11 protein-coding genes and 1 other RNA gene are annotated in these 13,690 nt (G+C 47.3%); 5 read left to right on the top strand and 7 right to left on the bottom strand.

All coding sequences use genetic code 11. The features are described 5' to 3' along the window. Positions 1 to 36: 36 nt before the first annotated feature. From OK023_RS13170 to amtB, 4 genes are all read left to right on the top strand, one after another. Positions 37 to 1,812, top strand: coding sequence for a SmdA family multidrug ABC transporter permease/ATP-binding protein (locus OK023_RS13170; protein ID WP_317693168.1), 1,776 nt, complete (start codon positions 37 to 39; stop codon positions 1,810 to 1,812). Continuing rightward, positions 1,805 to 3,583 (top strand): SmdB family multidrug efflux ABC transporter permease/ATP-binding protein, encoded by a 1,779-nt coding sequence (locus tag OK023_RS13165; RefSeq protein WP_317693167.1) that lies wholly within the window; start codon positions 1,805 to 1,807, stop codon positions 3,581 to 3,583. Before OK023_RS13170 ends, OK023_RS13165 begins: the two co-directional genes overlap by 8 nt. A 275-nt stretch (positions 3,584 to 3,858) precedes the next feature. Then, positions 3,859 to 4,197 carry a P-II family nitrogen regulator gene (gene glnK, locus OK023_RS13160; protein ID WP_317693166.1) on the top strand — a complete coding sequence of 113 codons (339 nt, stop codon included), beginning with the start codon at positions 3,859 to 3,861 and terminating at the stop codon, positions 4,195 to 4,197. A gap of 37 nt (positions 4,198 to 4,234) precedes the next feature. Beyond that, positions 4,235 to 5,521, top strand: a complete 1,287-nt coding sequence (gene amtB / locus OK023_RS13155) for an ammonium transporter AmtB (protein ID WP_317697699.1) — start codon at positions 4,235 to 4,237, stop codon at positions 5,519 to 5,521. Positions 5,522 to 5,592: 71 nt separating this feature from the next. Here amtB and tesB read toward each other — a convergent pair whose 3' ends face one another. After that, entirely contained in the window at positions 5,593 to 6,456 is an 864-nt protein-coding gene (gene tesB / locus OK023_RS13150) for an acyl-CoA thioesterase II (RefSeq protein WP_317693165.1), read from the bottom strand. A gap of 123 nt (positions 6,457 to 6,579) precedes the next feature. Beyond that, complete coding sequence (locus OK023_RS13145; RefSeq protein WP_317693164.1) at positions 6,580 to 6,897, bottom strand: MGMT family protein; 318 nt, start codon at positions 6,895 to 6,897, stop codon at positions 6,580 to 6,582. 152 nt (positions 6,898 to 7,049) lie between these two features. On the opposite strand from OK023_RS13145, the gene ffs reads away from it, so the two are divergent. Next, positions 7,050 to 7,146: signal recognition particle sRNA small type (ffs, locus tag OK023_RS13140), an RNA gene on the top strand. 1,354 nt (positions 7,147 to 8,500) lie between these two features. On the opposite strand, the gene OK023_RS13135 is transcribed toward ffs, so the two are convergent. The 5 genes from OK023_RS13135 to acrB form a co-directional block, all read right to left on the bottom strand. After that, a complete protein-coding gene (locus OK023_RS13135) occupies positions 8,501 to 8,704 on the bottom strand; it encodes an HHA domain-containing protein (RefSeq protein WP_317693163.1) in 204 nt (67 codons plus the stop codon). A gap of 51 nt (positions 8,705 to 8,755) precedes the next feature. Next, positions 8,756 to 9,124 carry an Hha toxicity modulator TomB gene (gene tomB / locus OK023_RS13130; RefSeq protein ID WP_317693162.1) on the bottom strand — a complete coding sequence of 123 codons (369 nt, stop codon included), beginning with the start codon at positions 9,122 to 9,124 and terminating at the stop codon, positions 8,756 to 8,758. An 831-nt stretch (positions 9,125 to 9,955) separates the two neighbouring features. Further along, complete coding sequence (ykgO, locus tag OK023_RS13125; RefSeq protein ID WP_317693161.1) at positions 9,956 to 10,096, bottom strand: type B 50S ribosomal protein L36; 141 nt, start codon at positions 10,094 to 10,096, stop codon at positions 9,956 to 9,958. Positions 10,097 to 10,108: 12 nt separating this feature from the next. Further along, on the bottom strand, positions 10,109 to 10,366 hold the full coding sequence (locus tag OK023_RS13120) for a type B 50S ribosomal protein L31 (RefSeq protein WP_317693160.1): 258 nt from the start codon (positions 10,364 to 10,366) through the stop codon (positions 10,109 to 10,111). A gap of 160 nt (positions 10,367 to 10,526) precedes the next feature. Next, on the bottom strand, positions 10,527 to 13,673 hold the full coding sequence (acrB, locus tag OK023_RS13115; RefSeq protein ID WP_317693159.1) for a multidrug efflux RND transporter permease subunit AcrB: 3,147 nt from the start codon (positions 13,671 to 13,673) through the stop codon (positions 10,527 to 10,529). Positions 13,674 to 13,690: the final 17 nt, after the last annotated feature.

The following is a 13,690-nucleotide window of genomic DNA, read 5'->3' as shown; positions in this document are numbered from 1 at the left end:
AGTGACCTGTTGTAAACGTATCTGGAATAAAACCGCGTGAGATTATTTGCTCAAATAGGTTGGTACTTTCGCCGCGAATGGCGCCGCTACTTGGGTGCCGTGGTGCTATTGATCATTATTGCCATGCTGCAACTGTTACCACCGAAGTTGGTTGGTATTATTGTTGACGGCATCACTGAGAAACAGATGTCTAATCATGTGCTGATGGCATGGTTGGGCCTCATGGTCTGCACGGCGATCGTTGTTTATTTGCTGCGCTATGTGTGGAGGGTACTGCTGTTTGGTGCATCTTACCAACTTGCTGTGGAATTGCGTGAAAATTTCTATCGTCAGCTCAGTCGTCAAAACCCGTCTTTTTATTTGCGTCACCGTACTGGCGATCTGATGGCTCGGGCAACCAATGATGTCGACCGCGTGGTGTTTGCTGCCGGAGAGGGCGTTTTGACGCTGGTTGACTCATTGGTAATGGGGCTGGCAGTACTGATTGTGATGAGTACGCAAATCAGCTTGCAGTTGACCCTAATTTCACTGATCCCTATGCCAATTATGGCAATTGCTATCAAGCACTACGGCGATCAGTTGCATCAACGCTTTAAATCGGCACAGGCGGCTTTTTCCAGCCTCAACGATCAGGCGCAGGAAAGCATGAGCAGTATTCGTATGATCAAGGCGTTTGGGCTTGAAGATCGCCAGTCCAGCCAGTTTGCTGAGGTTGCAGCACAAACTGGCGTGAAGAACATGTATGTAGCCCGAGTAGACGCGCGTTTTAACCCGACGATCTATATCGCTATCGGCGCCTCTAACTTGCTTGCCATCGGTGGTGGTGGCTGGATGGTGGTGAATGGCTCTCTTTCTCTGGGGCAACTGACCAGTTTTGTCATGTACCTTGGTCTGATGATCTGGCCGATGCTTGCTCTCGCCTGGATGTTCAATATTGTCGAGCGCGGTAGTGCTGCCTATAGCCGTATTCGCAGCTTGTTGGAAGAGGCACCTGCAGTACGGGATGGCGAACGCCAATTACCCATCGGGCGCGGTAATCTGGTGGTGGATATCAAGCTCTTCCATTACCCGGAAACAAACACATCAGCACTGCATGATGTTGCATTACAGCTACAACCGGGGCAAATGTTGGGATTATGTGGGCCAACCGGGGCTGGGAAATCGACGTTGTTATCTCTGATCCAGCGTCAGTTTGAAATTGATCGTGGTCAAATCAGTTATCACGGTTTGCCTCTCACCCAGATAAAACTCGACGAATGGCGTTCACGGCTATCTGTAGTAAGCCAGACTCCTTTTTTATTCTCAGATAGCGTAGCCAATAACATTGCACTGGGTAACCCTGCGGCAACCCAAGAGCAGATTGAGCAGGTAGCACGTCTGGCTAGTGTCCATGAGGATATTCTGCGTTTGCCTCAGGGCTATGAGACTGAAGTAGGGGAACGTGGGGTGATGCTTTCCGGTGGTCAGAAACAGCGTATATCCATTGCGCGAGCACTGTTACTGGATGCAGAAATCCTGATCCTAGATGACGCACTTTCCGCGGTAGATGGACGGACTGAGTATGAGATCCTTCACAATCTGCGCAGTTGGGGCAAAAACCGCACTGTGATTATCAGTGCACACCGTCTTTCTGCCTTGACCGAGGCCAGTGAGATTTTGGTGATGCAACATGGAACGGTTGTACAACGCGGGCAACACGCGCTATTAGCAGCAGAAAACGGTTGGTATCGTGATATGTATCGCTATCAGCAGTTGGAAGCTGCGTTAGATGAGTCTCCTGAAAATGCAGAGGAGGCCTTGGCCGATGAATAAAATGAAAAAGTTATGGCCAACGTTGAAACGGCTATTAGCTTATGGCTCTCCTTATCGTAAATCGCTGGGACTCGCGGTTATGATGCTTTGGATTGCGGCAGCGGCAGAAGTCGCCGGGCCGATCCTGATCGGCTATTTTATTGATAACTATGTCGCTAAGGGCCAATTACCGTTGATAATTGTCTGCGGTCTGGCAGTGGCCTATATCTTATTGGAACTACTCGCCGCGGTGTTACAGTATTTCCAGTCTATTTTGTTTAATCAGGCTGCAGTCAGTGTCGTGCAGAGGTTACGTACTGATGTGATGGATGCGGCACTGCGTCAGCCATTAAGTGCATTCGACACCCAGCCCGTCGGGCAATTGATCTCACGAGTGACCAATGATACTGAGGTTATCAAGGATCTCTATGTCATGGTGGTCTCCACGGTACTGAAAAGCGCAGCACTGATCGGTGCAATGCTGGTGGCTATGTTCAGCCTTGATTGGCGGATGGCGTTAGTTGCAGTTTGCATATTTCCTGCCGTATTTTTGGTCATGGGGATCTACCAATATTACAGCACGCCGATTGTTCGCCGAGTGCGCAGTTATCTGGCAGATATCAATGACGGTTTTAATGAAGTGATTGGTGGGATGGGCGTGATCCAACAGTTCCGCCAGCAGAGACGTTTTGGTGAACGAATGAGTGCGGCTAGTCGACAGCACTATGTTGCGCGGATGCAGACATTGCGGTTGGATGGCTTTTTGTTGCGGCCATTGCTCAGTTTGTTTTCAGCGCTGGTATTGTGCGGTTTGTTGATGTTGTTTGGCTTCAGTGGTGAAGGGGCTATCGGCGTAGGCGTGTTATATGCCTTTATTAACTATCTTGGTCGTCTGAATGAGCCATTGATTGAATTGACTTCCCAGCAGTCGATTTTGCAGCAGGCTATAGTGGCGGGAGAGCGTATTTTTGAACTGATGGATCGCGACCAACAAAGTTATGGGTGCGATGAACATCTGTTAAAAAGTGGGCATATCGATATCCACGATCTGAGCTTCAGCTATCGTAGCGACAAAAAGGTGCTACAGCACATTTCGCTGGCGGTCCCGCCACGTGGTTTTGTTGCATTGGTGGGGCATACCGGCAGTGGTAAAAGTACGCTGGCGAACCTTCTAATGGGGTATTACCCGCTAAGTGAAGGTGAAATTCGCGTGGACGGGCGCCTGTTATCCAGTCTTTCGCACCGAACCTTGCGGCAAGGTATTGCCATGGTGCAGCAAGATCCGGTGGTGATGGCCGACTCAGTATTGGCCAACGTGACGCTGGGCCGTAATATCAGCGAGGAAGTGGTCTGGAAGGCGCTGGAAACGGTGCAACTGGCGGAGTTGGTGAGAGCGTTTCCTGAGGGGATCCAGACGCGCCTTGGTGAGCAAGGAAATAACCTATCAGTAGGCCAGAAACAATTACTGGCCATGGCACGCGTATTGGTACAGGCCCCCAAAATTCTGATCCTTGATGAAGCCACAGCTAATATTGATTCGGGCACTGAACAGGCGATCCAGCGAGCACTTCGCTTGATCCGTAAACATACGACGCTGATCGTTATTGCTCACCGTCTCTCTACTATTGTTGATGCTGATTCTATCTTGGTACTGCATCGAGGTCACGCTGTTGAGCAGGGTAACCATCGGCAGCTCTTGGCTCAGCAAGGGCGTTATTATCAGATGTATCAGTTGCAATTGGCTGGGGAGGAACTTGCCGCAGGTACTGGCGAAAACTACCAACCGGTTTAGTCCTTACATCAAGGGCTCCTCAGTGAATGAGTCCTTGATTTTTGCATCATAAACAGACATCCAAGGCTTTACAGTTAACTCCTCTGCACTTTTTCATGGCGCAGTGCACCGAAATGGTGCGTAAAAAGATCCGCCATGTATACCGCAACGTGCAGCTAATACTAGAAATCCCCTTCGCCGTCCTTAATACACTGAATAATAATTTATGGCATAGCCTTTGCTTATTTAGAATGTACCAAGAGCAAGCTTTTTTGGCTAATTCGCGGAGAGGCAATATGAAACTGGTTACCGTGGTGATCAAACCATTCAAGTTAGAGGACGTGCGTGAAGCTTTATCCTCAGTAGGTATTCAGGGGATGACCATAACTGAAGTTAAAGGTTTTGGTCGCCAGAAGGGGCATGCTGAGCTCTATCGCGGGGCAGAATACAACGTCAACTTCTTGCCAAAAGTCAAAATTGACATTGCTATTGCTGATGACCAGTTAGATGAAGTAATTGATGTAATTAGCAAAGCAGCCTATACCGGAAAAATTGGTGACGGCAAGATTTTCGTTGCCGAATTGCAACGCGTCATTCGTATTCGCACCGGCGAAACGGACGAAGCTGCACTGTAAATACAGGCTCAGTCAAGTGAATGGGGATGGAACAATGATGAGAAGACTTTTATCCATGTTGTGCCTGAGTTTGGTAACTTTGTTTCCTTCTTTGGCTCTGGCCGCACCTGCGGTGGCAGATAAGGCTGATAATGCGTTTATGATGATTTGCACAGCGCTGGTGCTTTTTATGACGCTACCCGGTGTTGCGCTGTTTTATGGTGGTCTGCTACGTGGCAAAAACGTACTTTCGATGTTGACTCAGGTTACCGTTACCTTCGCTTTGGTGTGCGTACTATGGGTGATCTATGGTTACACGCTGGCTTTTAGCGCGGGCAATGCTTTCTTTGGCGGCTTTCAAACGGTAATGCTTAAAGGGATTGGTATAGACAGTGTGACCGGTACTATGAGTCAGATGGTCCATGTTGCATTCCAAGCTTCCTTTGCTTGTATCACCGTAGCGTTGGTCGTAGGCGGTTTTGCTGAGCGTATTCGTTTCTCTGCTGTGATCATCTTTGCCGCTATTTGGTTCACCATTTCCTATTTGCCGATTGCACATATGGTGTGGGGGGGCGGATTGCTGGCAAAAGACGGTGCTTTAGATTTTGCGGGTGGAACCGTTGTGCACATTAACGCGGCAAGTGCCGGTCTTGTGGGGGCTTATCTGCTCGGAAAACGTGCAGGATTTGGCAAGGAAGCGTTTAAGCCTCATAACCTGCCAATGGTGTTTACCGGGGCCTCTATCTTGTATATCGGTTGGTTTGGGTTCAACGCCGGTTCAGCCGGTGCAGCCAACGGAATTGCCGCTCTGGCATTCCTCAACACGGTCATCGCCACTGCGGGGGCAATTCTTTCTTGGACCTTTGCCGAGTGGATAATACGGGGGAAACCTTCTCTGTTAGGGGCGTGTTCGGGGTGTATTGCCGGTCTGGTTGCTGTTACTCCGGCGGCGGGTACGGTAGGCGTTGGTGGCGCATTGATCATTGGTTTGTTGGCTGGTGTGGCTGGTTTGTGGGGGGTGGTCACGCTGAAAAAATGGCTGAAAGTGGATGATACCTGCGACGTATTTGGCGTACATGGCGTATGTGGTATCGTTGGTTGCCTACTGACCGGAGTGTTCACTGCCTCATCACTGGGCGGGACGGGTTATGCAGCAGGGGTGACTATGGGGCATCAAATGTGGGTCCAGCTACTGAGTGTGGTAGTGACTCTGGTGTGGTCAAGTGTGGCGGCATTTATCGCTTTTAAAGTGGCTGGGGCTATTGTGGGGCTGAGAGTACCCGAAGAACATGAACGCGAAGGACTTGATGTGAATAGCCATGGTGAAAATGCCTACAATCAGTAACACCGATAAGACGATGGGCTGAACTATCGATAAGTAAAATGGGGGCGATGGAGACATCATCCCCTTTTTATTTATGCATCTCTTTGGCGGATAACGCCTTCTTGTGCGGTAGTGGCTATCAACACTCCATCACGGGTATAGAACTGCCCGCGAACAAAACCGCGAGCCCCAGAAGCTGAGGTACTTTCCACCGCATACAGTAACCAATCATCCATGCGGAATGGGCGATGGAACCACATGGAGTGGTCGATAGTTGCGACTTGCATGCCTGGTTCAAGGAACCCAACGCCATGTGGCTGTAGTGCTGTAGGTAAAAAATTGAAATCAGAGGCATAGCCGAGCAGATATTGATGGATACGTAGGTCATCTGGCATAGTGCCATTTGCACGGAACCAAACGTAGCGATGGGGTTCTTCTACACTTCCTTTAAGTGGATTGTGGAATTTTATCGGGCGCATCTCGATTGGTTTTTCACCAATAAACTTGTCGCGTACTTTTTCTGGCAACATGTATGAAAGTTTTTGTGCGATTTCTGACTCTGACATCAAACCTTCCGGGGGGGCAACATCAGGCATAGTGTTCTGGTGTTCAAAACCTTGCTCAGGGCTCTGGTAAGAGGCTGTCATGAAAAAAATCGGTTTACCGTTTTGAATGGCGCTGACGCGACGAGCACTGAAACTGTTGCCATCACGAAGGGTTTCCACGTCATAAATGATGGGTTTGCTACTATCCCCAGGGCGCAGAAAATAGCTATGGAATGAATGTACACTGCGTTCCGCGGGAACGGTTTGTTTAGCTGCGTACAGTGCCTGGCCAACGACCTGGCCACCAAATACCTGGCGCAAACCCAAATCTTCGCTCTGACCGCGAAATAAACCCTCTTCAATTTTTTCCAAATCCAGGAGGTTGAGGAGGTTTTTTAGTGCTTGGCTCATAAAGTAGCTTTCCCCTTGGTCATAATGTTGTGCAGTGTGCTGAATATGAGGGTAATACGTCAATATATTGCATTGTTCCGTTGGTAACTCTTGATGAATGACGGATATTGCAAACCTGTTGGTTTATTTCCAACACCAACCATAAACCGCCATATTGATGTTTCCTTGTGCAGAGAACTCAATTCCTTCGGCCAGTAATGCCTGTTTTTGCCGGGTATGATCATCGTCACGCAGCGAAATTTCTCCATAACGGTTAATAACCCGATGCCAAGGCAGAGAAGTGTCCGATGGCAGTTTTTTTAGTATCCCTCCGACCTGTCTTGCTGCTCGTGATGAACCCGCCAATCTCGCTACTTCACCGTAGGTTGTTACCTTGCCATAAGGGATGGCGGCAATCACGTGAAATACTCGTTGGCGAAAGGTGGCGTTTTCTGATGCCATACTTCTTTTCCTGTGATAGAAGCGATAGTGAAGTGTGCCACAGCTAGAGTGGGCAAGAAAACAGCGTTTGATCGTGGTTGGCTTGCTATTTGTATAGCCATCACCGATAATGCCCAGCGCTTTACAGTGAGTGAAGCCGTCAATGGGGGCTCTGTTGGTTCTCCCGCAACACTAATTTGTGAACTCGGTCAGGTCCGGAAGGAAGCAGCCGTAGCAGATGACGTGTGTGCCGGGATGTAGCTGGTAGAGCCCCCACCCAATTCTGTCTCAATAATCTGTTTCCTCTGGCGTTCATGCTTTTTGCTCTACCTCATTTTACGTTACAAAGTATTTGTCGATGTAACTTGCTTACATATAAAGCCTGACCAACGGTGATGTGCTTTTATGATGATATACCCGCCGCCATTCAATTCTTAGGTATTGGTTCATGCCGACGTCTCACGGTTTGGAGTGCAGCTGTTAGCAGCTTTCGAACTGGCTCCAGACAGTTTTATGAGTGTACCGGGTATACAAAGGGCCACTCTTCTCGCTACCCCCCTTGCCTGCTGACTATCGACAATTTAAATGAGCTTAAGTGTCTGTGGCTCTGTTGCTTTGCCCCGTACCTTCGTGCAGCCGCTTTGTAGTGCTAGGCTGTATCCCTTAACTGTCCGTGGTGTCGTCGCAGACCCAAAAGCCCATTATCAAGGCGGAAGGTGAAGGGCAGAGTGCGGTCCTCTGTTCAAGCCCGACAACACGGAGAATGGGCTTTTGGGGTGCGACCCTACGGGCTGGGGCCATTTGCGCGCATTGCTGCGTTGTTCGCCGCTTATTTGGCCCACCCAACCTCACGGCTCACGCCTTGCTCTGCGCGTAAATGATCGCCAGCGGCTCTCGCGTACAGTTAAGGGATACAGCCTAGAACAGTTTTAAGCGGACTGGCTACTATTTAGTTTAATTTTTCTAAATAATAGGCTTTATTATTCTGGGGAATTTAAAGCAATTACGATATTCATACCTAGCGAACTTTAATACGCTTGAGTTTTGAAGTGTAAAATTATTTAAATTCATAATGATAACTGTGTTTCGGGCATCTATGTCAAAGGAGGTTGAGTATAACTGGTACTCGTTAGCGGTGCTGTTACCGAAGCTACGCACATTGCCTTCTAGGTGAAGGGGATTACTGTCTGTGTTCACTCCATTCGCTTTGGAATATTTTAAAGTAAAGTAATCATGAGTTTCGAAAGGGAATACCAGCCTAGGGGGATCGTCATTGCGAAAAGTTACCACCTCAATTTAATCGCACGTTACCATGGCGGCTTTCTTAAAATCTCTCATAGGATGGCACTCTCAGGATTGGACATTGTTATTTTCTGCAGCTATATACAATACACTTGAATGATGACAAATTGTCCGTTGTTTATTCACAACATATGATGTTAAAACTCAAAGTAAGGTTAATATACTGAGTATAACTGAGTTTTCAATCATTAATTGAAACCCCTTTTCAATTGCTTCTGTAGCATTTCCTGCAAAGAAGCAACTTTTTAAAAATGTCTAAAAATAAGAAGTTAGTCAAAGTTTGAAGCCGATAGTATTATCGGCTCAACACGAATTGCTTTGATTATCTTACATATTTCCATACGGCAACGGGGATTTTGTCGTATAGCTTGTTCATGGTGAGCTCGGCAAGGCGATGGTCGGCTGCAGAGTAGAAAAGCTCCAGCTCATCGTTAGATAGCTCGTACTTGTTTTTCTCAATAACACGCTCTAGTGTTTCAATCGTGGTGCATTTACGCAAACGCATCAGATAGTCAATTTTAGTCATGATAACCTTTAATCTTATTAACTGTAGAATTGATCGGGGGACAAATATCCCCTAAGTTTTCATCGTGGTACAGGTGCTCTCTCCTGAGAACATTCTGAATGCTCGCGCCTTGGTTTTTTCCCAACGGCGTAAGTCTGAGTCATTAATACCGTAACTACTGAACAGAGTATAGGTATCGTCGAGGTATTCTTCAACTACCCCTGACAAATCACTTTCTTCCATGTATTTAATTTTAAAGCTCATTACAAATGAAGCAATATGCTCAATCAGCTCATTAAGCTGGAGATTGACAGAGGATGTTGGGTCGTTTACCCAACCGTGATGGCTGCCACCTAAGGTAGCTATGCCTTCATCATACAGATTTTCACACAAGAATTTGAGTTGAGCAATATCATGCCTTTTTGGCGAATACTCATCCATATCATCCCCCGTCAGTCTTAATTTCGGTGTTGATAACACTCTGTGAGTACATTGACTTACACCATAAGCGAAAAAAGCGAGTTACTTGTAGCGGCTTATTAAGCTTCCAGTATAATAAATATAAATCATTTTTTACCATCTGGCCTTTTACTATTACCTAAACTTACAATTCATCATTAGTAGAAGGGCGTATGTTGCCGATTACAACAAAAGCGAACCCTTTTCCTCAATGTGAAAATAACAGCGTTATTAATGTGTTTGTCACTATTGATGTCCAAGTATACATGAGAGATTGACGGGTGATGGTAGTAACTCATTGAATAATAATTATTATTGACATTATCAATCTTCATTATTTCTAATAATTTTCAGCAATAAACACTTTCTCTGAATAAAAAATAGACATTGCTATTGATTTAGGTATCAACACCGTCTACTGGAAAACAGAAAATTTCTTTAATAGCTTTACTAAAAATAGACCTGTTTTAAAACGACGTCTTGGTCTAGTTGCCGTTTGTTATCTGGTTCTATAACTTACAGCGCTCTATCTTACTCTTTTTCTCTCCTCGGTGGTTAAATTTTTTGTTGAATGACTCTTTTTTCACACTTTGGATATACCTTCAATCGGAAGATGGAAGGCTGGGGAAAGATCGAGATGGTAATGGGGAGGTGAAACTCGCGAGATGGTAATGCAATCTCTCAGGCTGATAGCGTAGTGTAGGTCATCTTTCAGTTCGGCCTGTTGGGAGCCGTAGTCACGACTCTTGTATCAATATAGAGACCCCGTTAAACAACACGGGGCCTTGATGAAAGATGGTATTGGGGTGGGGGTTAACGTTTTTTCTTGCGGCCTTGCACGGCTTTAAAACGTGGGTTGGATTTACAGATCACATAGATGCGCCCATGGCGACGTACAACTTTACAATCTGGATGGCGTTTCTTTGTTGAGCGTAATGAACTTAAGACTTGCATAATAATCCCTCGTTATTTTCTGCTGCCGATCAATCGACCAAAACGTTGTTGGAAGCGGGCAGTGCTACCCTCTTTCGAGAACTCTTTCTGCTTGCCAGTGTAGTAAGGGTGGGAAGCTGAAGAGACGTCAATAGTGACGTAAGGCAGACTTTCCCCATCGATTTCGATAGTACGATCAGTTTTGATGGTTGAACCGATTTTAAAATAAGTATCAGCACTGAGATCATGGAATACCACAGTACGATAGTTAGGATGAATGCCTGTTTTCATAAATAACTACCTGTTATGTTATAATATAACAAATATTATGCATCTCCTCGGTTTCATGTTCAATAGTAGAAAATATTTAATGAGAACTTTTTTCATTCATAAAGCGGTAGACAAAGAAAAGGCCGCATGGGATGCGGCCTTGTTTTAGCTAGAGAAGGTTTCAGTGCCGCACAATCGGATGAGCGTGCTCTACATCTTCAGATTTCTTGCCGAAGCGACGACGAACGACGACAAAGAACAATGGTACAAAGAAGATAGCCAATACGGTTGCGGCTATCATTCCCCCCATAACGCCAGTACCTACTGCGTTCTGAGCACCAGAGCCTGCGCCACTGCTGATAACCAATGGCAATACGCCTAGAATGAAGGCTAATGAAGTCATCAGGATAGGGCGCAGTCGCATGCGAACGGCTTCCAACGTGGCTTCTATAAGGCCTTTACCTTCCTTCTCCATTAGGTCTTTGGCGAATTCCACAATCAAGATCGCGTTCTTTGCTGACAAACCAATGGTGGTCAACAAGCCTACTTTGAAATAAACATCATTTTCCAGCCCACGCATTGTGGTTGCCAACAACGCACCCACAATGCCCAGCGGGACGACCAGCATAACCGAGAAAGGAATCGACCAGCTCTCGTACAATGCTGCAAGACATAGGAACACCACGACCAATGAGATTGCGTACAGCGAGAGTGCCTGATTCCCTGATAGTCGTTCCTGATAGGACATACCGGTCCAATCATAGCCTATGCCACTGGGTAGTTTGGCAGCCAGCTCCTCCATCAGATCCATAGCCTCACCATTACTTCTACCTGGAGCTGCCTGACCCAGGATCTCCATTGATGGCAGACCGTTATAGCGTTCTAGACGTGGCGAACCGAACTGCCACTTGGCACTGGAAAATGTAGAGAACGGTACCATTTGGCCGGAGGCACCGCGCACATGCCAGTTATCAATATCCCCTGGTAGCATACGGAATGGGGCTTCAGCTTGTAGATAGACCTTTTTCACGCGACCACGATCAATAAAATCGTTCACGTAGGCTCCACCCAAAGACGTGCTCAAGGTGGTGTTGATATCACTCAGGGAAATGCCCAGTGCCTGCGCTTTTTCCTGGTCAATTTCCAGTTTGAATTGAGGGGTATCTTCGAGACCGTTTGGACGCATGCCGACCAACATGTCGGGGTGCTTTGCCGCCATACCAAACAGTTGGTTGCGAGCTTCGGTCAATTTTTCATGGCCAAGGTTTGCCTGATCGAGCAGTTGGAAGTCAAATCCGGTTGCGCTACCTAATTCAATAATTGCAGGTAGATTAAAGGCGAATACCATACCATCTTTAATTTGTGAGAATGCCCCCATCGCTCGCCCTGAAATGGCTGGTACCTTGTTTTGCGCACCATGGCGTTCGGACCAGTCCTTCAGGCTGACGAAGGCTAAGCCGGTATTTTGCCCTTGGCCGCTGAAACCGAAACCGTTAACGGTAAACACAGAATTAACGTTGTCTTTCTCTTTGGTGAGAAAGTAATCGTTTACTTCGTCCAACACTTTCTGGGTACGCTCCTGAGTCGCACCAGCAGGGAGTTGCACCATGGTCAATAGGATCCCCTGATCTTCATCCGGTAGAAACGAAGAAGGTAAACGCATGAACAGCAAGCCCATGCCGACCACCAGTAGCACATAAATCACCAAATAACGGCCAGTGCTGCGCAAGATGTTTGCCACACTGTCTGTGTAGTGATGCGTGCTTTTCTCGAACATGCGGTTGAACCAACCGAAGAAACCTGTAGTTGCGCCATGATCGCCTTTTGCGATCGGTTTGAGCATTGTGGCACAAAGCGCAGGCGTCAGGATCAAGGCGACCAAAACAGAAAGTACCATCGCCGAAACGATAGTTATCGAGAACTGACGATAGATAGCTCCGGTTGAACCACCGAAGAATGCCATTGGAACAAACACTGCTGATAGCACCAGTGCTATACCTACCAGAGCGCCTTGGATCTGGTCCATCGACTTCTTGGTGGCTTCTTTTGGCGGTAAACCCTCTTCAGCCATAACACGTTCGACGTTTTCCACCACCACAATGGCATCGTCTACCAAAAGGCCGATAGCCAGCACCATAGCGAACATGGTCAGGGTGTTTATCGAGTAGCCGAAGGTTGCTAAGATTGCGAATGTTCCCAATAACACTACGGGTACGGCAATTGTTGGGATCAGTGTAGCGCGGAAGTTCTGCAGGAACAGATACATCACCATAAACACCAGAATAATCGCTTCGATCAGCGTTTTTACCACTTCGTAAATAGAAATCTTAACGAAGGGTGTGGTGTCGTAGGGGTAAACCACTTTCAGGCTCGCCGGGAAAAACGGTTCTAACTTGGTCAATTCAGCTTTGACAGCCGCTGATGTATTCAGCGCATTGGCACCGGTAGCCAGTTTGATACCGATACCAGAAGCCGGTTTACCGTTATAGCGGGCAATCACGTTGTAGCTTTCCCCGCCAAGTTCAACCCTGGCAACGTCTCGCAAACGCACCTGAGAACCATCGGCATTGACTTTAAGCATGATTTTGCCGAACTCTTCCGGCGAAGTCAGACGGGTCTGTGCAACGATTGAGGCGTTTAGCTGTTGGCCTTTAACCGGCGGTGTACCGCCAAGCTGACCGGCGGCAACCTGGTTATTCTGGACACGGATAGCGGTGACGACATCTCCAGGCGTGAGATGGTAATTGTTCAGTTTGTTTGGGTCGAGCCAGATACGCATTGCATATTGGGAACCGAATAACTGCACAGTTCCTACACCAGAAGTACGACTGATCGGATCCTTGATATTGGAACCTACATAGTCTGCGATATCTTCCTGCGTCATGCTGCCGTCTTCAGAAATGAAGCCTGCCACCATCAGGAAGCTACTGCTTGATTTCTCTACGCTAACGCCTTGTTGTTGCACTTCCTGCGGCAATAGCGGCATAGCCAGTTGCAGCTTGTTCTGTACCTGTACCTGAGCAATATCAGGATCGGCACCCGAGTCGAAGGTAAGAGTGATCTGAACATTGCCAGACGAGTCACTGCTTGAGGACATGTACAACAGGTTATCAATACCATTCATATTCTGCTCGATAACCTGTGTCACAGTGTCCTGCACAGTTTTAGCATCAGCCCCCCGGTAGTTAGCGGAAATCGTCACTGCCGGTGGCGCAATCGTAGGGTATTGTGCAACAGGCAGTTTCATTATCGACAGGATACCTGCCAGCATAATGATGATGGCGATTACCCACGCAAAAATAGGGCGATCTATAAAGAACTTAGCCATGTATTACCGGCTCCTTT

Origin of the sequence: Serratia sp. UGAL515B_01, assembly GCF_033095805.1 — a bacterium.
In the GTDB taxonomy this organism is placed as follows: Bacteria; Pseudomonadota; Gammaproteobacteria; order Enterobacterales; family Enterobacteriaceae; genus Chania.
The sequence above is the reverse complement of the archived record's forward strand: the minus strand, read 5'-3'. Positions and strand labels throughout refer to the sequence as shown.